The sequence below is a fragment of the Acidipropionibacterium timonense genome, from assembly GCF_900605005.1.
Lineage (GTDB): Bacteria > Actinomycetota > Actinomycetes > Propionibacteriales > Propionibacteriaceae > Cutibacterium > Cutibacterium timonense.
This window is the reverse complement of sequence record NZ_LR027558.1, coordinates 2,599,164-2,622,535: the sequence shown is the minus strand read 5'-3', so window position 1 is coordinate 2,622,535 and position 23,372 is coordinate 2,599,164. Positions and strand designations below refer to the sequence as shown.

The following is a 23,372-nucleotide window of genomic DNA, read 5'->3' as shown; positions in this document are numbered from 1 at the left end:
GGCGCTGATCCCTCTGATGCGAGTACGTCCTACAACCGGATGACTGGCTCGCTATGGGAGCACCTAAAGCGGTTCTTCACACCTAGGGGTGGATCACCCCGGTGAGTCCGGGGATCCGGTGGTGTGACCGTTTCGACTTCCCCGGAGGGGGGCTGGGTGTGGTCGGCGTTGTCGGCCTGCTCCGATGCGGCGGGCGCGATGCCGCCGCTGTACCCGTAGAGGCGCCGGTCCTTGGGCCAGTTGGCTCACCCCGCGGTCGTGAACGCGGTGTCGTCAACACCCTTCCACGGAGCTAGGGGCGTGATCGGCTCGGTCGTGGACAAACCGGCTCTTCCCAGACGAGGGTGTAGGTGCCGTGTTCACCTGAGCGGGCCGGGGTGGGTGTGTCGCTGCCGGGATAGGCGTCGAGGTCTTCCGAGGATGGAAGTTCTCACACAGCCATCCGAAAGACCTCGACGTGTTCGATGCTACCTTCAGCGACCCCGACCTGACCACCGTCACCGGCCTGGATGACCTGGGCCTACAAGCAGTCGGTCAGTGTTTGTTTCCGCACAAGGCAGTGCTGGCCTGCCGCGTCGTCGCCGATGACCGCTGGTGCCGACGGTGCGGTTGCGAAGGGCGCGTGCGCGACTGCGCGGTGCGGGAACTGGCCCATGCTCCGCTGGGATGGCGCCCGGCGATTCTGCAGGTCCGGCTGCGTCGCTACCGCTGCACTGGCTGCGGGCACGTGTGGCGCCAAGACATCAACGCCGCGGCAGCGCCACGGTGCAAGCTCACCAAGACAGCTCTGGCCTGGGCGCTCGAAGGACTCGTGGTGGCACACCTGTCGATGAGTCGCATGGCGCAAGCGCTCGGGGTGGCGTGGGGCACCGCCAACACCGCCGTCCTGGACGAAGGACGCAGGCGCCTGATCAGCGATAACACCCGTTTCGATGGCGTCAAGGTGCTCGGCGTTGACGAACACGTCTGGCGTCACACTCGCCGCGGGGACAAGTACGTGACCGTCATCATCGACCTCACCGGTGTGCGGGATGGGACCGGTTCTGCGCGGCTGTTGGACATGATTGAAGGGCGTTCCAAGGCCGCCTTCAAGACGTGGCTCGCGAGCCGCGACGAGGCGTGGCGGGAACAGGGCGAGGTCGTCGCGATGGATGGGTTCACCGGGTTCAAGACGGCCGTGGTCGAGGAGATCCCGCACGTCACGGCCGTGATGGATCCCTTCCACGTGATCCACCTGGCCGCCGACGCCTTGGACGAATGCCGACAACGCGCTCAGCAGGACATCTTCGGCCGACGGGGCCGCGCCGGTGACCCGCTGTACAGGGCCCGACGCACTCTGCACACCGGCGCCGACCTGCTCACCGACCGCCAGAAGGTCCGGCTGGCTGACTTGTTCGCCGATGAGCGTCATGTCGCGGTCGAGGTCACCTGGAGCGTCTACCAGCGCATGATCGCCGCCTACCGCGACCCCGACCGCACTGCCGGGAAGGCCACCATGAGCGCGCTGATCGCCTCCGTGGCCCGTGGTGTTCCGGCCGGTCTTGCCGAGGTCGCTCGACTGGGCCGGACGCTGAACAAGCGCGCCGCGGACGTGCTGGCCTACTTCGACCGTCCCAGCACGTCCAACGGCCCAACCGAGGCCATCAACGGACGACTCGAGCACCTACGCGGCATCGCGTTGGGCTTCCGCAACCTCACCCACTACATCGCCCGCAGCCTCCTCGAGACCGGCGGCTTCAAGCAGCAACTACACCGTTGATTGGGAAGAGCCCCTTCGGCTTTGATGACAAACGGGTGTCCAGGCTGGAACGAGCTAGCACCGTGCCCTGGGGGTCGACGATCATCGAATGCCCGCAGAACGCCTCGAGCTGCTTGTCCGTTGCGACAGCAAACACCCGGTTCTCTTGGCTGCCGGCCACTCGATCAATACTGACGACGCAAGGTCGCGTTGTTGGGACAGCGTCACGAGCGCGGCGGCCCCGCAAGACCAGGTTCATGAACACCTCATCGGGACACAGAGCCCGGCCCGGGCCCAGGAGATCGTCAGGAGCGTCGAGAGAGCTGCGCCGCGCGAAGCCTGCAACAAGGGCTCCATTCTTGCGCGAAACCTATTGGCGTTTCATCGCGATGCGCTCATACGCCCGTCGGAGCCGTTTGAGGCACATCATGATCACGATTAGGAAGTGTGTACCTGCGGCGATGGCGACGCCTGTCCATGTCGTGCGGAGCACGCCTCGGTCCATCCACTCGCCTGCGCCCATGACCACGAGGTAGAGCGTGAGCGCCAGGCCCCAGACGATAGCCCACAACGTGTTGGCCATGCACTCGTCGACCAAACGGAAATCAGTCTCTGTTAACCGCTTGTCCTGGCTCAGCGTCGTGCGGAGCTGGAAGAGGAAGATCGACATCGAGAACAGCAGACCGGCCACGATTGAGACACCGGCGACCGGCCCGCCGACATCCTTCAACGTCGCACCCCTGACCCCAGATACGACGCCGAGCATGACCGGCACCAGCGTCTGGGCAATCCACGCTCGACAGTCGGGTTTGTTGGTCCTGGAGTCGTAAAGCGTACGGAAATGGTCAGCGGGGACTCGCCACAGCGATGACTTTCCCATGCTGCATCACTCCCTCGGCCGATTGCTCCAGATTGGATTCCACTGGCCGCCCTGCCGTTCAAGAAGCCTCGACACGCGATCAGTGCAGCGGCTGATAAGTTCGTTGTCGGGCAGCGGCGGGTCCCCGGCAGCGGACAGCAACTCGCGGATGGCGGGGCCAGACTCATCGCCGAGAAGGAACTTCCTTGAGCGGCCCCCCTGCTGCATCGTCACATAGACCTCGTGCGAAGGGTCGAGGTCCTGCACGGAGACTATCTGCTTGAGAACATCCTGATCAGTGAGTCGCCCAAGGAGCCGACGCGGGAAGAACTTCAGTCCACGCTCAGGCCGTGCGAGGTACGAAACACGTCCGACCTTCACGTCAGGGCCGTCGGCCACGTCCACGCTCTTGCCAGTCGTGCGCACCTCCACCTCTGTCAGGTTCGCCAATTCCAGCCAGCTCTCTGCCTCGACGGCCTTGCTCGTGACCAAGGTGACGGTGTCCATTGTCGTCGAGAAGTGGTGCTTGAACATCGCCATGATTCGACCACCCGCGGACCCCCTCGAAGATTCCTCAGCCAAGAAATACGCGCGTTCGCCAACCAGAGGAACGAACAACAACGCGCGGTTTGAGCCGACCGGGGCTTCGTCGTCGGTGATCGTGTGGACGACCGTGCCGGTCTTGATGTCTCGCACCTCACCGGGCTCGCCATACGATCCGACACGAAGATCGAGGAACTCGACACGAGCTCCTACTCGGATGACAGATTCCACACGCACGTAGGTCTGCTGCTTGGCGAACGACTGATCCTCCTCGGGAATGGCGGTGACCCAGTCGTGAAACACCTCAAGGAGATCCGCGCCGTCGAGGTCTGAGGGCGCCCGAGTCTCACCGTTGTGAACCCGCGCCTGGTGGAAGGTCATCTCCGTGACCGTGAGGACTCGTCGGCCCATGGCTGCTCCTAGATCAAGGTACTACCTCCATCATCGCCCAGCCCACTGAAAAAGTCGCGAAGGCCAGATGACACCCAGCAACCCCCAACCGGCTACACTATTACCATATCCGACAAAAGAGGGGGTGTCATGACGGCGCTCAAGGACTACGCCCGTACCGTCGACCTGGCTGCCCGCCAGGACGGAGTCGTCACCCGCCAGCAGCTCCTGCGCTACGGCATCAACCCCTCCAGCATCCCCAGGATGCTCGCCGACGACACCATTCTGGCCGTCGCGCAGAGGGGGGTCTATTACGTGCCGGCGCTGTTCGACACCATGCACGGGTGGCACCGTGTCATCTGGGAGTCGTTGGAGCCAGCCATGTTCACGCAGGAGAAGCTGAACGACCCGATTCCGGTGGGGGTGTTCTCTCACTACACCGCTGCCGAGTTCCACGGGGCGTGGGACCTTCCCATGGAGTCGCACCTGACCCGGCCCACCTCGCGCCACGTTCAGCGATACACCGTCCACGTCGATCGCCTGAGCCCCGACGACATGTGCTGGATCGACGGACTACCGGTCACCACCCTCGAACGCACCACCTACGATCTGGGCCACATGCGTCTCATGGACGGTGAACACCGCTCCCGATGGATGCTCGAACTCGTCGAAGAACACGGCTGGACCATCGACCGCGTCTGCGAGGTCATGGGCCCCGACGCCGTCAAAGAATCCCTGCCCTACTACCTGGAGAAAGTGGCATGAACCGACCCGCGTATGGCGACGGTGACGCCATACGAGCAGCCCTGGCCGATGCGTCCGCCCGTACGTTCGACAACGTAGAAGAGCGCCAGTTCGCCGTCCACGTCTGGGTCATGCAACGACTCGTAGCACGGCTGTGTGCACACGACCAGTTCGTCCTCAAAGGTGGCCAGGCCATGATGGCGCGGCTACCTCACCAATCCCGACTCACCAAGGACATTGATGCCACGATCCTCGCCACTAGCGTGGACGCCGCCGTCGAACACATCCGCTCCCTGATCGGCCAGCCGACACCCATTGATGACTGTCTCCGGTTCCAACTGCGAGACGGGTGGAGCGCCGTGGGTCCGACAAGACACCTCCTGCGCGCCAAGATCACCCCGTTCATCACCGACAGGCGTGGCCAGTGGCGCAAGATGCCTAACATCGGCCTGGATGTGGCTCTCACACCGGCCTTCGAGTTCTCGCCCGACGTCCTCGGTCTCCGTCCGCGCCTCGACCTCACACGCTTCGACGACTGGCCTCGGATCCCCCTCATCCCCTTGGCTGAACACACCGCCGAGAAAACCACCGCCATGTACACCCTGCACTCGGGGAACATGTCGACCCGCCGCCGCGACCTCATCGATCTCGCCCTCATTGCGACGTGGCTTCATCCTGACCCCCACGACGTCACCGACGCCCTCGGCCGGGTCCTCGCTCGACCCAGCTACAGCTTCAACACCATCACCGTCCCGGACCGGCTCGTCGTCCCCGAGATCGAGATGGCGGCCTACAACGCCAGCACCCAGGTAGGACCATGGGATCAGACCAAACCCCTCATCGAAGCAATGATCGGACCCGCCCTGGCCGCCCACCACACCGTCACCGGGGACACCTTCACGATCCCCGATGATGTCGCAGCGCTACCACTGGACCCCCATCGGTCACGCCTGACACCCGAAGCTCCAACCATCGATGGCACCGCACGTACCCAGCCACCTACACACGTCCGCCGCCGAGGTCGGGGGTTGTCAGGCTCTTCAGGATCCAGGGTGTAGTCGGGGTCTGAATCCTCCGGTCTCCAGGAGTGATCTGGTGATGTAGTGGGTGAGGTTGCGGAATCCCAGGGCGATGCCGCGGAGGTGTTCGAGTCTGCCGTTGATGGCTTCACNGGCTCTTCAGGATCCAGGGTGTAGTCGGGGTCTGAATCCTCCGGTCTCCAGGAGTGATCTGGTGATGTAGTGGGTGAGGTTGCGGAATCCCAGGGCGATGCCGCGGAGGTGTTCGAGTCTGCCGTTGATGGCTTCACTGGGCCCGTTCGAGGTCCCGGGGTGGTCGAAGTAGGCCAGGATGTCGTCGGCCCGCTTCTTCAGGGTGTGGCCCAGAGTGGTGACTTCGGGCAGGGCCTTCGGGACTTTGGTGGCGATCGCGTCGATGAGGTGGGCCATGATGCGTCTGCCCTCGGCACGGTTCTCGGCGCGGTAGGCGGCCACGATCTCCTGGTAGACCGCCCAGGTGACCTGGACCGGGGCGTGGGCGTCGGCGGCGAACACCTGTTCCAGGCGGGCGGCCTGCCGGTCGGTGAGCAGGTCCCGGCCCGTGTGCAGGGTCAGCCTGACCCCGAACAGGGGGTCGCCCGCCCGGCCCCTGAATCGGCCTGGGTTTCGTTCCTATCGGTTTCCCTGTCCGGCGGTCGCCGGGAGGCCTGATTCGAGGTCAGCGTAGTACGCGTCCTCGATCTCGATCGGGGTGCGCATGCCGAGTTCGCCGTGCAGGCGTTGATGGTTCCACCACCACACCCATTCGAGCGTCGCGAGCTCGACCTGCTCGACGGTCCTCCAGGGGCCGCGCTGGCGGATCAGCTCGGTCTTGTAGAGGTTGTTGACCGCCTCGGCGAGGGCGTTGTCATACGAGTCCCCGACGGTTCCCGTCGAGGGTGTTGCGCCAAGCTCGACGACCCGGTCGGTGTAGACCATCGACATGTAGTTCGAGCCGTGATCGGCGTGATGGATCAGCCCGTCCAGCGGGCCGTCCGCGCCCCAGGCGGCCATGTCCAGCGCTTGCAGCGGCAGCACCTCCGCGCGCAGCGTCGCCGCGACGTTCCAGCCCACGATCCGACGTGAATAGACGTCGGTGACGAACGCGACGTATGCGAAGCCCGCCCAGGAGGCCACATACGTGATGTCTGCAACCCAGAGTCGTCGCGGCGCGTCCGCACGGAACCGCCGCTGGACGAGGTCCCGCGTTAGGGCCTGCGCCTTGTCCGGCCTGGTCGTGAACACCTTCTTCGACTTGCGAACCCCACGCACTCCCGCGAGGCGCATGAGGCGCTCGGTCTGGTCGCGGCCGATGCCCCACCCCTGCCGTTTCAGGAGAGCATGCATCTTCCGCTGCCCGTAGACGCCGTAGTTCTGCGCATGCAGCCTGGCGACCTCGGGCACCAGCAGCTCGTCGCGCAGCTGCCGGGCGGAGGCTACGCGGGTCTTCGCGGCGCGATACCCGCGGGACGTGATGAATCCCTGCACTGCCGGGCGCAGCGTCCGGCAGATGAGCTCGACCCCGAACCGCTCTCGATACTCGTCGATGAAGCGGATCATCTCGGTCAGGGCCGGTCGAGCTCCTTCGCGACAAACACGCTCGCAGCCTTGAGGATCTCATTCGCCTTCCGCAACTCGGCCACCTCGCGGCGCAGGCGCTTGTTCTCCTCAGCGACATCGCTCGGGACACCGGGCTTCGCGCCGGCGTCGACCTCGCGGCGGCGATGCCACACCCGCAGCGTCTCCGCGCTCATCCCGAGGAGCCCCGCAACATGCCGCACGGCGGACATCAGATTCGAGTGCTCACCAGAGGCCTTGGCCTCATCGAGCATCCGCAGCGCGCGCTCGCGCATCTCGGGAGAGTACTTCTGGTTCATCGTGTTCCATCCTTGCTTCAAGAACGGAACGAAACCCAGGCCGATTCAAGCGGGACTGGCCTGAGGAGTTCTCCGAGGGGACCAGGCCCAGGTAAGAGCCGATCGAGTTGCCGCTGAATCTGTTCCAGTCGCCGATCTCGACCGCCAGCCCGAACCCGGTGAGGGTCGAGATCCCTCGCAGGCAGCCGAGCCGCCTGATCGTGTCGGTCCAAGGGCCGTCGACGGCCATGGCTTCGATCCGCTCGTCGAGACGATCACGGCGCGCCGTGATCGTGACCACACTGTCGTAGGCCTCGTCGAAGGCGGCCTGGAGCAGCGGGGATTCGACGCGCTGCCGCCGCAACCAGGCGTCATGGGCGCCGACCCAGGCCTGCCCACCGGAGTAGACGATCCCGTGACGCAACAGGAGTTTCGAGAGCCGGTGTCGGGATCGCATCAGGTCGGAGCGGCAGTCCTCCCGGGCGCGGACGAGGTCACGGGCTGCTTCGGTGAGCTCGTCGGGGACCGTGACCGCGGTGAACGCGTCAAGCCGGAGCAGGGTCGAGAGGTGTTCCGCGTCGATCGCGTCGGTCTTCACCCGCGATCCGGCCGGCTTCTGCAGCTTCGACGGGGCCGCCACCACGGTCCTGATGTCGTGGGACAGGAGGGTTCGGGCGAGTCCGTATCCGGTCGGTCCGGTTTCGTAGATCGCCGCTGCCGGGCCGGGCAGGGCCTTGATCCAGGCCGTCACTTCCAGGGGATCGGGGCAGAGACGGGCTTTGAAGATTTCTCCGGTCTGGACGTCCATGGCATGCGCCACGACGCTGCGGGCATGCACGTCCAGGCCAACACTCGTACGCTCGGTAAACACCGGGGCCTCCCACGTATGTCGGAAAGGCCAGACAGGCCGCCCCTGTCCGGCAACCCACGCATCGTTGCGCGGTGAGGCCCCGGCCCACCAGAGCCTCACCCCGAAACGGGGTCACCCATACCGTCTAGCGACGCGCGTCCCCCCGGACCGGCAGCACCGCCCGCACCGAGAACCCGCCCTCCTCGCGCGGGCCGACCTCGAGGGTGCCGCCCATCGACGTCACCCGCTCACGCATCCCCTGCAGGCCGTGGCCTCGTCCGTCCCCCTTGACGGCGTCCCCGAAGCCGTCGTCGTCCACCCGGAGGGTGATGGAGTGAGGCTCGTAGCTGACGCGGACCACGGCGTGGGCGGTGGGTCCGGCGTGCTTGAGGACGTTGGTGAGCCCCTCCTGGACGACCCGGTAGGCCGTGAGCCCGGTGGTCTGGGAGACCTCCGGACGGGTCCCGCTCACCTCCAGGCTCACCCGCTGCCCGGAGCGCTCGACGAGATCGGGGATGTCGGCCAGGCCGGGGGAGGGGGCGTACTCGGCCCGGGCGGCCGGGTCCTGACGCAGCACCCCGACGATGCGACGCATCTCGACCAGCGCGTCCCGTCCGGTGTCGGCGATGGTGTCGAGCACCTGCGCCGCCGCCTCCGGTTTCTTCGCGGCCAGCGCCTTGCCGCCCTCGGCCTGGACGATCATGACCGACAGGGAGTGGGCGACGATGTCGTGCAGCTCGCGGGCGATGTCGTTGCGGGTACGCTCCTCGGCCACCCGGGCCGCCTGCTCCCGTTCGGCGAGGATCGAGCGGAACCGTTGGGCCTTGGCGATGCGCTGCTGGGACTCGATGAGCGCGGACTCGCGCAGCCGACGTCCCACCGCATAGGGGGTGAGGACGAGGCCGGCGCACACCGTCATGGCGAGGAACCACAGCACCCACGGGGTGCCCGAGGTGGGGTCGTAGTCGGCGGTGAGGGTCGGTTTCCACCGCGTCGGACCGAGCACGGCTCCGACGGCCCCCACCCACAGGACGAGTCGAGAGCGGCGTCCGTCCACCCATCGGGCCACCGAGTAGGAGGCGATCGGCACCGCCAGCATCGACAGCACCGGGAAGGGGACGAACACGAACTGCAGGAGCCCCCCGAGCCCGACGAGCGCGAGCATGACCATGGGGTGGTCGCGGCGCACGAGCAGGGCCAGCACCATGACGAGGGAGGACACGAGGGCGGCAATGTACTCGGTGCTCGGTTGCTGGACGACGGCCGCCAGATAGGGCACCACCGCCGCCACCGCCAGGAGCAGGACGATGGTGAGGTCGGTCCACATCGCCCGTTCGGAGTCGACGGGACGGCCGTCGTCGATCTTGGGATCGAGGACCTCCTCCATCCCGGGGATGGAGATCTGTGGCTCCTCGCCGCGTCCCGGTGCCAGTCGGGTGAGGCGCGCGCGCACCGAGGCGCCGGCGCGCTGGGTCGCGGCCAGGGTCGCCTGGGGGGAGGCCATGAGCGAGGTCGCCCGGCTCACCCGGAGGCGCGATCGCTGCGATCCGGCACCTCCGGCGCTCGACCTGTCGGACCCCGAGCCGACCCGGCTCGGCGTCGACTCGGGCTCCTGGGCTGTCGCGGCCATGGGTCCAGTCTAGGAAGGGCCCGTCAATGTGCAGTCCCGGCGACCGACTGACGCCCCGGCCCCTCGAACGGTCGTCGGGGCTCAATACGATGGGATGCGATCACCGTTCAGGACGTGGAGGACCCATGAAGATTCTCATCACCGGAGGAGCCGGCTACATCGGCTCGACCGTCGCCTCAGCCTGCGAGGAGGCCGGCCACGAGGTCGTCATCCTCGACGACCTGTCGGCGGGTCGACGCGAGTTCGTCCGTGACCGCCGGTTCTACGAGGGTGACATCGCAGACCAGGAGCTCCTCGACCGGGTGTTCACCGAGAACCGGGTCGACGCCGTCGTCCACTGCGCCGCGAAGATCGTCGTCCCCGAGTCGGTCTCCCAGCCGCTCGACTACTACGACAACAACGTCGGCAAGACCGTCAGGCTGCTCGAGGGGATGGCCCGCAACGGCGTCAACCGGATCCTCTTCAGCTCCTCGGCCTCGATCTACGCCACCGACGCCGAGTTCAAGGTCATCGAGGACTCCGCCCTCGATCCGGGCAGCCCCTACGCGACGACGAAGTTCATGGTCGAGTTCATCCTGCGGGACGCCGCCCATGCCTCCGACCTCAAGGCCCTGTCGCTGCGCTACTTCAACCCCATCGGGTCGGACCCCAAGCTGCGCTCCGGCCAGCAGATCGAGCACCCGACGCACGTCCTGGGCAAGATGATCGACGCCTGGCTCGAGGGATCGACGTTCACCGTCACCGGCGTCGACTGGCCGACCCGGGACGGGTCGGGCATCCGCGACTTCATCCACGTGTGGGATCTCGCGCGGGCCCACGTCGCAGCCCTCGAACACCTCGACGAGGTGACGGTGGACGAGCCCTACCAAGTGTTCAACATCGGCACCGGCAACGGGGTCACCGTCAAGGAGCTCGTCGAGTCCTTCCAGGAGGCCACCGGCAAGCCGCTCGACGTCGTCTACGGGCCGCCGCGCCCCGGTGACGTCGCCGGCGCCTACACCGTCTCGCACCGAGCCAAGGATCTGCTGGGCTGGAGCGCCGAGCTCACCCCGGCCGACGGCATCCGCGACGCCATCGCCTGGCTGCCCGAGCGCCGGAAGGTCCTCGGCTACTGAACGACCCTGGTCGACGAGCCGGGCCCGGTGCCCGGCTCAGTCGAGTCCCAGCAACGCGCTCACCAGGGTCGCCAGCCGCCGGCTGGCCCGCTGGAGGTCGATCCGCCCGTCACCGATGAGCGTCTCGAGGACCTGGTAGTCGAAGACCGCGTGGAGGTCGTCGATGAACTCGTCGATGGGCAGGCCCAGGTCGATCCCGTTGGCCTCGAGGGCGTCCTGGAGGATCTGGGTGAACCGCGGCCCGAAGGTGCCGGTGATCTCGGCGAAGGCCGCCCGCAACTCGGGGTTGCGCGCTGCCTCGAGGCGGATCTCGGTCATGGCGATGATGGTGTCGACGTCGCTGACGACGGTTCCGGTGAAGGCCTGGAGGGCTGCCTCGAGCTGGGCGCGCACCGGCTGCGAGGCGTCGACGTGCGGCGGCACGGCCTCGTGGACGCTGCGGTAGCACTGCTCGGTGTACCGTCGCACGACCTCACGGCACAGCTCGGTGCGTGAGTCGAAGTTCGAGTAGAAGGCGCCGCGGGTGAACCCGGCCTCCTCGCAGATCTCCTCGACGCTCGATCCGGCCACCCCCTTGCGGGCGAAGACCGTGATGGCGGCGTCGGCCAGTCGATTGCGCGTGGCCGTGCGCCGCGCGCTCACGGGTTCCCCCTTCTGACCGGTCGTCATCGCCGTCTCCTTCCACGCCTCCGCCTGACTCAATTCAGAACTGTATCCGATACGATGATGTATCGAGAGCCTTGGGGTCAAGGTCCGTGCGATGTCACGGGACGCGGCGAGGCACGCGCCTCGGGGCGTCTCACGATGCCCTGGGGTGATCCGGTCCGGATCGCGAGCGAGGAGCAGGGATGTCGGCATTTCTTCATGACCTGGGGGCGTGGTGCTTCAAGCGGCCCAAGTCCGTCCTGCTCGTGTGGGTGCTCCTGGCGGCGGTCCTCGGTGGCCTGGCCGGCACCGTCGGCGGCTCCTATGACGACGCCTTCACCATCCCCGGCGCCCCCTCCCAGGTCGCCTACGACAAGCTCGAGGCCACCTTCCCCCAGGCCGCGAACCTCACGAGCAACATCGTCATCACTGTGCCGAAGGGCACCAGGGTGACCGATTCCGACGTGCGGCCGAGGATCGAGGCGGCCCTCAAGACGATTGACGCGCTGCCCTTCGTCAAGTCGGCCACCTCACCCTGGGACAAGTACGTCCACGGGCTGGTCAACGAATCGGCCAGTGCCGCCGTCATCCAGGTCGATCTGGGCGGCCAGTACTCGGCCACCGAGTTCCCGCAGAGCTACCGCGACCAGCTGCTCGACGCCGGCCGGAGGATCCAGGACACCCTGCCGGTCGGAGCCAAGGTGTACGTCGGTGGCCAGGCCTTCGAGACGACCCTGCCCTCGCTCTCGCTCACCGAGGTGGCCGGCGTCGCCGTCGCCCTCGTCATCCTCGTCGTCACCCTGGGGTCGGTCGTCGCCGCCGGGCTGCCGATCGTCACCGCGGTGCTCGGTGTCGGGATCACCTACGCCCTGCTCATCCTGGCCGCCCGATTCACCGCGGTGAACTCGACCTCCCCCATGCTCGCCGTCATGCTCGGTCTGGCCGTCGGCATCGACTACGCCCTCTTCATCCTCTCGCGGCACCGGGACCAGCTGCGTGACGGTGCCGAGGCCAAGGAGTCCGCGGCGACGGCCGTCGCCACCTCGGGGTCCGCGGTGATCTTCGCCGGGGCGACCGTCATCATCGCCCTCATCGGCCTGTCGGTGGCGCGCATCCCCTTCCTCACCGTCATGGGCATCTTCGCGGCCATCGGTGTGGCCTTCGCCGTGCTCATCGCGCTCACCGCCCTGCCGGCCTTCATGGGTCTGCTCGGTGAGCGGATGCGCCCGAGGGCCCGCGCCAAGGCCAAGGCGGCCGCCGGGCCCAAGGACCCGCGTCGAGGGGTCTTCGGCTGGTGGGCGCGCGTCGTCACCCGGGTGCCGGTGCTCACCATCCTCGTCGTCGTCGTCGGTCTGGGTGCCCTGGCGGTGCCGGCCAAGGACCTCGTCATGTCCCTGCCGAACGCCGGCGAGAATCCGGCCGGGACGTCCTCGCGCCAGACCTATGACGTCCTCACCCAGGAGTTCGGGCCCGGTTTCAACGGTCCCATCATCGTCACCGCGGACATCGTCCAGAAGACCGACCCGCTGACCGTCATCGACGGCATCAAGGCCGACATCGAGAAGATCCCCGGGGTCAAGATGGTCGCCGTCGCCGTGCCGAACCAGAACGCCGACACCGCGATGATCCAGGTCATCCCCACCACCGGCCCGTCCGACGAGGCCACCACCCAGCTGGTCCACCGGCTCAACGCCCAGCACGACACGTGGCAGTCCAGGTACGGGGTGAGCACCGCCGTCACCGGCCTCACCGCCATCAAGATCGACGTGAGCAACCAGCTCAGCTCGGCCCTGCTGCCCTTCGGCATCTTCGTCGTCGGGTTGTGCCTCGTCCTGCTCACCATGGTCTTCCGGTCGATCGTCGTGCCCATCAAGGCGGTGCTCGGCTACCTGCTCAGCGTCGGCGCCGGCATCGGCGCCTCCCAGCTCGTCTTCAACCGGGGGATCGGCCTGTCCATCATCAACATGGACCGCCCGGTGCCCATCATCGCCTTCATGCCCATCGTCGTCATGGGCATCCTCTTCGGCCTGGCCATGGACTACGAGGTCTTCCTCGTCTCCCGGATGCGCGAGGAGTACGCCCGCGGCGCCACCGCCAAGGACGCCGTCATCGACGGGCTCGTCCACTCCGGCAAGGTCGTCTCGGCCGCCGGCAGCATCATGTTCGCGGTCTTCGCCTTCTTCGTCCCCGAGGGCATGAACGCGCTGCGCGAGATCGCCCTGGCCCTGGCCATCGGCGTGGCCGCCGACGCCTTCCTCGTGCGCATGGCCCTCGTCCCGGCGGTCCTCGTCCTCCTCGGCGACAGGGCCTGGTGGCTGCCGGCCTGGCTCGACCGACGGATGCCGCTGCTCGACATCGAGGGCTCGGCCATCACCCACGAACAGTCGATGACCTCGTGGCCGACCCCCGAGCACACCGAGGCCCTGCACGCCGAGGGCCTGGCCGTCGCGCCGCTCTTCTCCGGTATCGACCTCCACCTCAATCCCGGTGACGTGCGCGCCGCCATCGGCGAACCTGGCCAGGTCACCGGGCTCCTGCTCGCCCTCACCGGGCGGCTCACCCCCGACGCCGGCAGCGCCCGGATCGTCGGCCAACTCCTTCCCGAGCGGGCCCAACGGGTGCGACGGTGGACGGTCTTCCTCGACGCCGACTCGACGACCTTCGTCCCCGACGCCCTCGACGCCACCGCCCGCCACCCCCGGCTCGTCGTCGTTGACCATGCCGACCGGGTCGTCACCGAGGAGGCCCGCGCGGCGCTGTCGGGACTGGTCGACCTGGCCCGCACCGATCACGAGATGGCCGTGCTCCTGGGAGGTCAGCGTGCCCAGCGGCTCGACTGGCTCGACCCCGACGCCCACCTCACCTTCGACCAGGACGAGTCCACCCCCACCTCCGACGACCTCCACGAGGGAGCACTCCGATGAGCAGCACCGAGTCGACCAGCCCCGAGTCGACGCTCGACGGGTCCACCAGCGACGGGGGCACCCGGCCCCGTCGTCGCCACATGGGTGTCGAGCGGTCCCATTCGACGATCCCTCTGGGGTGGGCGGGGATGATCTGTCTGGTCCTCCTGCCGCTGCTCGTCATCGGGTCGCTGCTGGCTGCGACGTGGAAGTACCAGGACCGCATCGGGCAGGTCAAGGCGGCCATCGTCAACGACGACAAGGCGGTGACCGTCAAGGGACAGACGGTGCCCATGGGGCGCCAGCTCACCGCCGAACTCATGAAGTCCGACAGTGAGCTCACCGACGGACGGACCGTCGACTGGACCCTCACGAGCTCCCAGGACGCCGCGTCCGGCCTGGCCGACGGCACCTACGCCGCCGTCGTCACCATCCCGAGCTCCTTCTCGGCCGACGCCACCTCGTTCTCGGCCAATGACGCCGCCAAGGCGACCCGCGCCAAGGTCCAGGTGACGACGTCGACCACCTCGCCCATCGCCTCGTCGACGGTGGCTCGGATCACCGCGGACGCCGCCCAGCGGGCGCTGAGCACCTCGCTCACGAAGTCGTACCTGTCCAACGTCTACGTCGGCTTCAACACCCTCAACAAGCAGTTCACCCAGATCGCCTCGGGAGCTGAAAAGCTCTCCACCGGCGCCTCCCAACTCGCCGACGGCACGAAGACCGCCAGTTCGGGCACGAGCGAGTTCGCCCAGGGCATGGTCACCCTCGACTCGGGCGCCTCGACCCTGGCCACCTCGGGCACGACGATGTCGAAGGGCATCGACACCCTCGCCGCCGGCGTCACCACCCTGGCCGCCAACGGGTCCAAGCTCGACTCCGGTGCGACTCAGCTGGCCTCGGGGATGAGCCAGCTCTCGTCGAACGGGTCCAAGCTCGACTCGGGTGCGACTCAGCTCGCCTCGGGGCTCACCACCCTGTCCACCAGTGGGTCCACGCTCGATTCCGGGGCCGCGAAGCTGGCCGACGGCGTCACCCAGTACACCGACGGGACCGCCAAGCTCGTCGCCGGCGTCCGCCAGTTGTCCGGGGGCCTCGACACCCTCGACAAGCAGCTGTCGGGGGCCAGCACCTCGCTCGGTGATCTCAGCCAGCTCACGACCGGTCTGAGCCAGTTGTCGACCGGCGCCACCGGGGTGTCGAAGGGCCTGACGACCTACGACCAGGTCATGAGCCAGTACGCCGACGGCACCCGGACCATCGCCGTGCCAGCCGACGTCAGCCAGCAGGTGACGTCGACCTTCCTGGCCACCTGCTCGAAGTCGGCCCCCACCCTCATCTGCCAGGCGTTGCTGCCGACCGTGACCCAGTCCTTCGCCTCGGGCTGGGCGGCCGGGGTGCGCGCCGGGACGACCGCCGCGGTCACTGGCCTGGAGACCAAGGACTCCTCGACCGGCCAGAGCCTGCTCACCGGGGCGCAGGGTGTCGCCACCGGCGCCCAGAAGGCGGCCGCCGGGGCCCAGCAGGCCGTCGGAGCCCTCTCGGGAGCCGCCGCCGACATGTCGAAGCTCCAGGCCGGGGTGCACCAGCTGGCCACCGGCGCCGACACCATGGCCACCCAGGGGGCCCAGCTCACGACGAGCGGCAAGACCCTCGCCTCCGGCGCCACGTCGCTGGCCTCGGCGGTCAAGCAGTACACCGCCGGCGTCTCGACGGCGTCGACGGGGGCGTCCTCCCTGGCCTCGGGGGTGACGCAGTACACCGCGGGGGTGACGAAGGCCTCCTCCGGGGCCTCCTCGCTCGCCTCGGGCGTGACGCAGTACACCGGCGGGGTGTCGACCGCGGCGGCGAGGATGCCGGAGCTCACCTCCGGGGTGCACCAGTACGTCACCGGGGTGAGCCAGCTCAGCTCGGGCATCCACACCGCCACCAGCGGCGCCGACCAGCTCAGCGCCGGGATGATCAAGCTCGACACCGGCGCAGCCAGCCTGGCCAGCGGAACGAAGACCTACTCCGACAAGCTCGCCGACGGGGCCAAGCAGGTGCCGACCTATTCGGCCGCCGACCGCGACAGCCTGTCCGACGTCGTCTCCCAGCCGGTCGGGGCCTCCATCTCGTCCCTGACGACCCCGGCCTCGCTCACCGCGATGCTCCTGGCCGCCGGCCTGTGGCTCGGGTCCCTCGTCATGTGGTCGGTGGCGCGCACCGTGCCCTCCCGGGTGCTGAGGTCGTCCAGGTCGACGCTGCGTCTGCTCGGCTCGACCTTGGGGGCCGGGGCGCTCATGACGACGGTCGTCGCCGCCGGACTGACGATCATGGCGAGCGTGGTCGCCGACCTGTCGGTGGCACGTGGTGTCGGACTGTTCTGGCTGCTGCTGGCCGCCGGGGCCATGTGCCTGGTCGTCAACCACGCCCTGGCCGGCTGGTTCCACGGATGGGGGCGGGTGCTCGCCGCCCTCGTCCTCGCCGCGACCGTCGCCGTGGCGCTGGTCGGCGTCGTGCCCGGATGGGTGTCGACCATCGCGTCCTTCTCGCCCCTCACCCCGGTCGTCAAGGCGACGACCGCCGTGCTCACCGGTGGTCGACCGACGTTCATGCAGCTCCTCACGACGGCGGTCTGGTTCATCGTCGGGGCCATCGCCGGGCTGCTCGCGGTCCAACGCGCTCGCCTCACCAGGGCGGCGCGGATCACCCAGGGCTGAGCTCTAGGCTGGCGTCATGCGCAAGTCCGTCCTCGTCGTCCTCGGGATCCTCGTCGGTGCCTCGGTGGTCACCGGGCGGGTGGCTGCACGGCGGCGTCGGCACCAGTCCGAGGTGTGGCACGTCGCCCTGGCCGGCATCGACGACGACCCGGCACGGCGTCGGGCCGCACGACGCCAGGGCGGCCTCGCTCACCGAGCATGATCGAACGAGCAGAGGTCGGTGATCATTCGCTGACGGTGTGATCGGGCGGCCGTAGCGTGGAGCCATGGCTGACCAGATCGTTTTCGGGACCGGCGGTTGGCGCGCGGTCATCGCCGACACCTTCACCAAGGCCAATGTGTGCCGACTCGCCCAGGGGCTGGCCGAGCGGATCCAGCACGAGGAGGTCGCCGACCGGCCCGTCGTCATCGGGTACGACCAACGGTTCCTCTCTCCCGAGTTCGCCTGGTGGGCAGCGCAGACCCTGGCGGCCAACGGCGTCCACGTCCACCTCATCGACCGTCCCGCTCCCACCCCGATGATCATGTGGACGGTGCGCGACAAGGGCTGCGCCTACGGGCTGGCCGTGACGGCGTCGCACAACCCCGCCATCTACAACGGCATCAAGGTCTTCACCGAGGGCGGGCGCGACGCCGAGGTCGAGATCACCGCGTCCCTGCAGGACGCCGTCAACGCGATCCCCGACGAGCAGGTGCGCTCGATGCCCGCCGACAAGGCCCTGGACGACGGGCTCATCACCGTGCAGACGTCGATGAACTGGTACATCGACGCCATCCTCGACCAGATCGACCTCGAGGCCATCCGCCATGCCCATCTCAAGGTCGTCCTCGACCCCATGTTCGGGGTCTCGCGGACCTGCCTCCAGACCATTCTCATGACGGCCCGCTGTGACGTCGACACCATCCACGAGCGGCGCGACACCCTCTTCGGGGGGAGGCTGCCGTCACCGAACTCGAAGACCCTCCACTCGCTCACCCAGGAGGTCCTCGAACGTCACGCCGACCTGGGCATCGCCACCGACGGGGACGCCGACCGGCTCGGGATCATCGACGACCAGGGACGCTTCCTGCACCCCAACCAAGTCCTCGTGCTGCTGTACACCTACCTGCTGGAAGAGAAGGGCTGGACCGGGCCGGTGGTCCGCAACCTGGCGACGACCCACCTGCTCGACCGGGTCGCCGAGGCCCACGGCCAGAGGTGCTACGAGGTGCCGGTCGGGTTCAAGTGGATCTCCTCGAAGATGGCCGAGACCGACGCCGTCATCGGCGGTGAGTCCTCCGGGGGCCTCACCGTCAAGGGGCACATCCAGGGCAAGGACGGGGTGTACGCCGCCAGCCTGCTCGTCGAGATGATCGCCCGCAAGGGTCGCAGCCTCTCCCAGATCTATGCCGACATCGAGGAGCGGTACGGGCGCCTCGAGATGGTCGAGGACGACTTCGGGTTCACGCCCGAGCGCAAGGCCGAGCTCACCCAACAGATCCACGTCGACAAGGACCTTCCCGACTTCGGCCTCGAGGTCGACCACGTGAGCGACCTGGACGGGGTCAAGGTGTACTTCCGCAACGGCGGCTGGGTCATCGTCCGGTTCTCCGGGACCGAGCCGCTGCTGCGGGTGTTCGCCGAGATGCCCGAGGCCGCGATGGCCCAGGAGTGCATCGACAAGGTCGTGGCCAAGTACCAGTTGGGGTGAGACCGGGTTCGCTCGGCCCAGCGCCGGAGCGCGTGGATCATTCGGCCCTGCGCGGGAGCGCGTGGATGATTCGGCCCTGCGCGGGAGCGCGTGGATCATTCGGCCCTGCGCGGGAGCGCGTGGATCATTCGGCCCTGCGCGGGAGCGCGTGGATCATTCGGCCCTGCGCGGGAGCGCGTGGATCATTCGGCCCGCGCCAGTCCCTCGCCGAGCACCGAGGAGAGCACCGGACGCGTCGCGCGCAGCCCCACGATGACGAGGCCGGCGCCCAGGGCCATGACCGCCGCCGTGACGAGGATCGTCAGCGGCTGCATGAGCAGCGCAGCCCCGACCAGGGGAGCCAGGACGACGGCGGCGCTGCCCACCGAGACGGCCATGACGAACCACAGGGGGCTCAGCACGGCCTTGCGTCGGGCGGCGTCCTGCTGGCCCAGGGTCATGCCGACGACGTCCAGCCCGACCTCGACGTCCCTGCGGTCGAGCACCGCCGCAGCCTGGTTGACCCCGACCGAGCAGGCGACCGTGGCGAAGGCGAAGGCCAGGGTGAGGATGATCCCGGTCTGCACGTCGTGGATGAGCGCCAGGTCCTGCGCGGTCGCCTGGGCCGATGCCATCTTCATGAGGGCGACCCCCGATCCACCGGCCACACCGACGAAGCACGCCGAGCCGAGGGCGGCGACCTGACGCCAGGCCGCTCGTGGTGACTCGAGCACCATCCGTGCGGCGACGAGGTCGACCGCGGTGCGTGACCTGCGGAGTCGACGGCGCATGTGGAGGGCCAGCAGACGCGGCCCGACGATGTCGACGATGATGAGCCCGGTGGCGATGACCGACAGGCTCACCGCCACTCCGACGATGGCCCCCAGCTTCACCTGGAGCAGGCGCGCCGACTGGGCCGCCAGGACCGCTGCGACGAGGAGCACCGCACCGATGACGACCCGCCACCGGGACACCCCGGCCGCCTCCTGGCGCATCCGGACGCCGAGAGGGGAGATCTCGACGCGGCGCAGTCCGACGGCAGAGCTCACGAGGGCCAGGGCCATGAGGGCGGCGACGACCCCCAGGAGCACGACGCCGTCGAGCAGGAGACTCGTGCCCCCGATGGCGTGACCCCCGAAGTGGAGCATCCCCAGCAGGGGCAGGCTGAGGCCGTAGCCGACCAGACCCAGGACGATGCCGGCGAAGGCGTTGGCGCCGGACTCGGCGAGGGTGAGCCCGCGCAGGGTCGCCGAGCTGGCTCCGACGAGGCGAAGCGCCGCGAGCCGGTCGTCGCGGCGTCGGGCCGACAACTTCGTCGCCGAGACCGCCAGGGTGGCCAGGGGCAGGACGAGGAGGATGACCGCCAGGGTCGAGAGCATCCGGTACAGGGGTGCGATGTCCCCGGTCATCCGCCAGAACATGGCGGCACCGCCGATGACGTCGAGGACGATCGTCGTGATGACCGCGAAGGCCACGACGGGCAGGCGCCAGGAGCGTCGGTCGGCGAGGGTGGGTGCGGCGAAGAGGTGGAGGAGGGTGCCCCGGCGTGGCCGGGGACGACCGGGTGTGGACAGTGGCGCCGGGGGCGCAGGCAGGGCGGTGGTCATCGGGTCACCTCGGTGGTGGGCGAGTCGGTGGTGGAGGAGTCGTGGGTGATCCGCCCGTCGACGAGGTGGATCGTCCGCGAGCAGCGGGCGGCGACCCGCGGGTCGTGGGTGACGACGACGAGGGTCCGACGCCGTCCGGTCGTCGTCGCGAGCAGGGCCGACATGACGTCGGAGGCCGTGGCACTGTCGAGCGCGCCGGTCGGCTCGTCGGCGAAGACGATGACCGGGTCGGTGGACTGGGCGCGTGCGATGGCCACGCGCTGGGCCTGGCCGCCGGACAGCTGGCCGATGCGCCTGGCCTCCAGGCCACCCAGCCCCATGGCCGCCAACCAGCGCGCGGCGTGCCGTTCGGCCTCGACGCGGTCGACGCCGTTGAGCAGCAGCGGCAGGGCGACATTCTCCACGGCGGTGAGCTCGGGCACGAGCATGCCCTGCTGGAAGACGAACCCGAGCTGCTGGCGCCGCAGCCGGGCCCGGCCCTCGGCGTCCAGGGACTCCACCCGCAGTGGACCCTGGTCGAGCTCGATCCGCACCGATCCGGCGTCGGCGGCGATGATCCCGGACAGGCAGTGCAGCAGGGTCGTCTTGCCCGACCCGGACGGCCCCATGACGGCGACCGACTCACCCTCGTGGATGGCCAGGTCGACGCCGTCCAGGGCCCGGGTGCGGCCGTAGGACTTCGTGAGGCCCTGGGCGAGCAGGGCTGCCCGGCGCGGGGTCGGTGGGGTGGGGGCGGTCATTCGTGGTGCAGCACTCATCGTGGTCATGGCAAGCAGTGTTGTCGTCGGGGACGTCGTCGCGGATCGTCCGGTGGACTGGTTCGTGGGTCCTCCCGTGGGAGGAGGGTGACGTGACCCTCCCCGAACCCTCACCCCACCGTCGTACCGTGGGGTCCATGACGACCACCGACCGCTCGCTTCCAGCCGACCTGCCCACACAACTCCTCATCGACGGCTCCTGGGTGGACGCCGCCGGAGGCCGGACCTTCGAGGTCACCGACCCGTCCACCGAGCAGACCCTCGTCTCCATCGCCGACGCCTCCGTCGACGACGGGCTGGCGGCCCTCGACGCAGCCGTCCGGGCCCAGGACGCCTGGGCGGCGACCTCGCCCCGCGAACGCTCGAGCATCCTGCGACGTGCCTTCGACCTCATCATCGAGCGTCGCGACGACTTCGCCCGGCTCATGACCCTCGAGATGGGCAAGCCTCTGGCCCAGTCCTACGGCGAGGTGACCTATGGCGCCGAGTTCGTCCGCTGGTTCTCCGAGGAGGCGGTGCGCATCCGCGGGGACTACGGGGTCCTGCCGGAGGGCACGGTGCGCCAGCTCGTCCTCAAGCGTCCCGTGGGGCCGTGCCTGTTCATCACCCCCTGGAACTTCCCGCTGGCCATGGCCACCCGCAAGACCGCCCCGGCCCTGGCCGCCGGCTGCACCGTCGTCATCCGGCCGGCCTCGGCGACCCCGCTCACCACCCTTCTCTTCGCCCGCACCCTCGTCGACGCCGGCCTGCCGGGTGGCGTCGTCAATGTCATCACCGGGCGCGACCATGCGGTCACCGACGCCGTCCTCGACGATCCTCGCCTGCGCAAGCTGTCCTTCACCGGGTCCACCCCGGTCGGCGTCAGCCTGCTCAAGAAGGCCGCCGACCACGTCCTGCGCACCTCGATGGAACTGGGCGGCAACGCCCCGCTCATCGTCTTCGAGGACGCCGACGTCGACGGCGCCGTCGAGGGGGCCCTGGCCGCCAAGATGCGCAACATGGGTGAGGCGTGCATCAGCGCCAACCGCATCCTCGTCCACGAGTCGGTGGCCGCCGAGTTCACCGACAAGTTCGTCGCCGTCATGAGCGCCCAGACCGTCGGCGACGGCCTCACGGACGGTGTCGACGTCGGACCGCTCATCACCGCGCACGACCGTGACCGGGTGCACCAACTCGTCCTCGACGCCGTCGACGCCGGTGCGACGCTGCGTTGCGGCGGCCGGATCCCCGACGGCACGGGCTACTACTACCCGCCGACGGTGCTGGCCGATGTCCCGGCCGACGCGTCCATCCTGTCCACCGAGATCTTCGGACCGGTGGCGCCGATCCTCACCTTCGGCACCGAGGAGGAGGCCCTCGAGCTGGCGAACGCCGTCCCTGTCGGCCTGGCCGGCTACGTCTTCACCCGTGACATCGACCGCATCCAGCGGATGGGGGCACATCTGGAGACCGGCATGGTCGGGGTGAACATCGGGGTCTTCTCGAACGCCGCAGCCCCGTTCGGCGGCGTCAAGGAGTCCGGTCTGGGGCGTGAGGGGTCGTACCAGGGCCTCGAGGAGTTCCTCGAGACGATCTACCTGGCCCTGCCCGACCCCTCCTGACCGGACGTCTCGACGCGGGCCCGCGCTGCCTCGGCGGCCAGGTCGACGGCCAGCGCCCGCACGTCGACGAGGTACTCCCAGTGCTGGCGGGGCAGCCGTTGGCTCACCGCCGGGCCGCTCACCCCGAGGGTCTGGGCAGCCTGACCCGTCGTCATGCCACGGTCGTAGAGCTCGGCGACCGCCCGGGCACGTGGGGTGAGCGCCGAGGAGGCGTCGAGGAGCACCTGGACGGCACGTCTGACCCGCGCACAGGACTGCGCCCCGCACGGCCAGACGACGGCCACCCGGCCCTCGGCACGGGCCTGTCCCAGGGCGCTGCGGGCACGCGCCCGGGCCGAGTCCTGGCAGGCGCCGGGCCCCGAAGTGGGTCCATCGGACGGATCGGGAGTGCCGGCCCCGACGCCGACCCACCACTTCTGGAGCTCGCGGATCTGCCACAGGGCGGCCATGAGGGTCGCCGCCTCGGTCGTCGTCGCGGTGACGAGGTCGACGTCGGTGTGCTCGGGCGGACGCTGCCAGCTGGGGTCGCGACGGGTGACGACGCCGTCCGGGGCGACCAGGGTGAGGGGGGCGCTGAGGCGCCCGATGAGTTCGGCGACGTCGTCGGTACCGGTACGAGTGTGTCGTCGACCGATGGCCAGCGCCCAGGTCGTCATCACGGGGGTCATCGTAAGGGCACAGGGGTGCATCGACATCGATCCTCGGCATGGGTCGGTACCGATCC

Annotated in this window: 19 protein-coding genes and 1 pseudogene; 9 read left to right on the top strand and 11 right to left on the bottom strand. The window is 68.7% G+C overall.

The annotated features are described in order from the left end of the window. Positions 1–457 precede the first annotated feature (457 nt). Complete coding sequence (locus E0E30_RS12335; protein WP_130866518.1) at positions 458–1,759, top strand: ISL3 family transposase; 1,302 nt, start codon at positions 458–460, stop codon at positions 1,757–1,759. On the opposite strand, the gene E0E30_RS12330 is transcribed toward E0E30_RS12335, so the two are convergent. From E0E30_RS12330 to E0E30_RS12320, 3 genes are all read right to left on the bottom strand, one after another. Then, positions 1,737–1,997: a nitrilase-related carbon-nitrogen hydrolase gene (locus E0E30_RS12330; RefSeq protein ID WP_130864998.1), complete on the bottom strand. Its 261-nt coding sequence runs from the start codon at positions 1,995–1,997 to the stop codon at positions 1,737–1,739. The genes E0E30_RS12335 and E0E30_RS12330 overlap by 23 nt on opposite strands. 111 nt (positions 1,998–2,108) lie before the next feature. Beyond that, complete coding sequence (locus E0E30_RS12325; RefSeq protein WP_130864999.1) at positions 2,109–2,618, bottom strand: hypothetical protein; 510 nt, start codon at positions 2,616–2,618, stop codon at positions 2,109–2,111. Positions 2,619–2,624: 6 nt separating this feature from the next. Further along, positions 2,625–3,551 carry a hypothetical protein gene (locus E0E30_RS12320; protein WP_130865000.1) on the bottom strand — a complete coding sequence of 309 codons (927 nt, stop codon included), beginning with the start codon at positions 3,549–3,551 and terminating at the stop codon, positions 2,625–2,627. Between the two features lie 129 nt (positions 3,552–3,680). Between E0E30_RS12320 and E0E30_RS12315 the strand changes: the two genes are divergently transcribed. Together E0E30_RS12315 and E0E30_RS12310 are read left to right on the top strand one after the other, a co-directional pair. Further along, complete coding sequence (locus tag E0E30_RS12315) at positions 3,681–4,295, top strand: type IV toxin-antitoxin system AbiEi family antitoxin domain-containing protein (RefSeq protein WP_130865001.1); 615 nt, start codon at positions 3,681–3,683, stop codon at positions 4,293–4,295. Continuing rightward, on the top strand, positions 4,292–5,332 hold the full coding sequence (locus E0E30_RS12310) for a nucleotidyl transferase AbiEii/AbiGii toxin family protein (RefSeq protein ID WP_167853875.1): 1,041 nt from the start codon (positions 4,292–4,294) through the stop codon (positions 5,330–5,332). Before E0E30_RS12315 ends, E0E30_RS12310 begins: the two co-directional genes overlap by 4 nt. Positions 5,333–5,452: 120 nt before the next feature. On the opposite strand, the pseudogene E0E30_RS12300 reads toward E0E30_RS12310, so the two are convergent. The 4 genes and pseudogenes from E0E30_RS12300 to E0E30_RS12285 all read right to left on the bottom strand — a co-directional run. Continuing rightward, positions 5,453–5,923, bottom strand: a pseudogene (locus tag E0E30_RS12300) (transposase); the annotation flags it as partial. Between the two features lie 21 nt (positions 5,924–5,944). Further along, positions 5,945–7,188, bottom strand: a protein-coding gene (locus E0E30_RS12295; protein ID WP_130866517.1) for an IS3 family transposase whose coding sequence is annotated in 2 segments (ribosomal slippage) — positions 5,945–6,903 and positions 6,903–7,188 — 1,245 coding nt in all. Because the reading frame shifts where the segments join, the coding sequence is not laid out codon by codon here. Beyond that, positions 7,133–8,005 (bottom strand): IS110 family RNA-guided transposase, encoded by an 873-nt coding sequence (locus E0E30_RS12290; RefSeq protein WP_167853866.1) that lies wholly within the window; start codon positions 8,003–8,005, stop codon positions 7,133–7,135. The genes E0E30_RS12295 and E0E30_RS12290 overlap by 56 nt, the downstream gene beginning before the upstream one ends. A gap of 157 nt (positions 8,006–8,162) precedes the next feature. Then, positions 8,163–9,521: a sensor histidine kinase gene (locus E0E30_RS12285; protein ID WP_130866897.1), complete on the bottom strand. Its 1,359-nt coding sequence runs from the start codon at positions 9,519–9,521 to the stop codon at positions 8,163–8,165. Between the two features lie 251 nt (positions 9,522–9,772). On the opposite strand from E0E30_RS12285, the gene galE reads away from it, so the two are divergent. Next, positions 9,773–10,762: a UDP-glucose 4-epimerase GalE gene (galE, locus tag E0E30_RS12280; protein ID WP_130866516.1), complete on the top strand. Its 990-nt coding sequence runs from the start codon at positions 9,773–9,775 to the stop codon at positions 10,760–10,762. Between the two features lie 36 nt (positions 10,763–10,798). Here the strand turns inward: galE and E0E30_RS12275 are convergent, their stop codons facing one another. Then, positions 10,799–11,431 (bottom strand): TetR/AcrR family transcriptional regulator, encoded by a 633-nt coding sequence (locus E0E30_RS12275; protein WP_167853948.1) that lies wholly within the window; start codon positions 11,429–11,431, stop codon positions 10,799–10,801. 179 nt (positions 11,432–11,610) lie between these two features. On the opposite strand from E0E30_RS12275, the gene E0E30_RS12270 reads away from it, so the two are divergent. From E0E30_RS12270 to E0E30_RS12255, 4 genes are all read left to right on the top strand, one after another. Further along, a complete protein-coding gene (locus E0E30_RS12270) occupies positions 11,611–14,331 on the top strand; it encodes an MMPL family transporter (protein ID WP_130866514.1) in 2,721 nt (906 codons plus the stop codon). Then, positions 14,328–17,012 (top strand): YhgE/Pip domain-containing protein, encoded by a 2,685-nt coding sequence (locus E0E30_RS12265; RefSeq protein ID WP_130866513.1) that lies wholly within the window; start codon positions 14,328–14,330, stop codon positions 17,010–17,012. Before E0E30_RS12270 ends, E0E30_RS12265 begins: the two co-directional genes overlap by 4 nt. Before the next feature lie 16 nt (positions 17,013–17,028). Further along, positions 17,029–17,214, top strand: coding sequence for a hypothetical protein (locus E0E30_RS12260; RefSeq protein ID WP_130866512.1), 186 nt, complete (start codon positions 17,029–17,031; stop codon positions 17,212–17,214). 64 nt (positions 17,215–17,278) lie between these two features. Further along, on the top strand, positions 17,279–18,703 hold the full coding sequence (locus E0E30_RS12255) for a phosphoglucomutase/phosphomannomutase family protein (protein ID WP_130866511.1): 1,425 nt from the start codon (positions 17,279–17,281) through the stop codon (positions 18,701–18,703). 182 nt (positions 18,704–18,885) lie between these two features. Here E0E30_RS12255 and E0E30_RS12250 read toward each other — a convergent pair whose 3' ends face one another. Together E0E30_RS12250 and E0E30_RS12245 are read right to left on the bottom strand one after the other, a co-directional pair. Continuing rightward, on the bottom strand, positions 18,886–20,289 hold the full coding sequence (locus E0E30_RS12250; protein ID WP_130866510.1) for an ABC transporter permease family protein: 1,404 nt from the start codon (positions 20,287–20,289) through the stop codon (positions 18,886–18,888). After that, a complete protein-coding gene (locus E0E30_RS12245) occupies positions 20,286–21,029 on the bottom strand; it encodes an ABC transporter ATP-binding protein (protein WP_130866896.1) in 744 nt (247 codons plus the stop codon). The genes E0E30_RS12250 and E0E30_RS12245 overlap by 4 nt, the downstream gene beginning before the upstream one ends. A 155-nt stretch (positions 21,030–21,184) precedes the next feature. Here E0E30_RS12245 and E0E30_RS12240 point away from each other — a divergent pair, with 155 nt between their 5' ends. Further along, positions 21,185–22,648, top strand: a complete 1,464-nt coding sequence (locus E0E30_RS12240; RefSeq protein WP_130866509.1) for an NAD-dependent succinate-semialdehyde dehydrogenase — start codon at positions 21,185–21,187, stop codon at positions 22,646–22,648. Here the strand turns inward: E0E30_RS12240 and E0E30_RS12235 are convergent. Beyond that, positions 22,621–23,304, bottom strand: a complete 684-nt coding sequence (locus E0E30_RS12235; RefSeq protein ID WP_411914031.1) for a hypothetical protein — start codon at positions 23,302–23,304, stop codon at positions 22,621–22,623. The genes E0E30_RS12240 and E0E30_RS12235 overlap by 28 nt on opposite strands. Positions 23,305–23,372 lie beyond the last annotated feature (68 nt).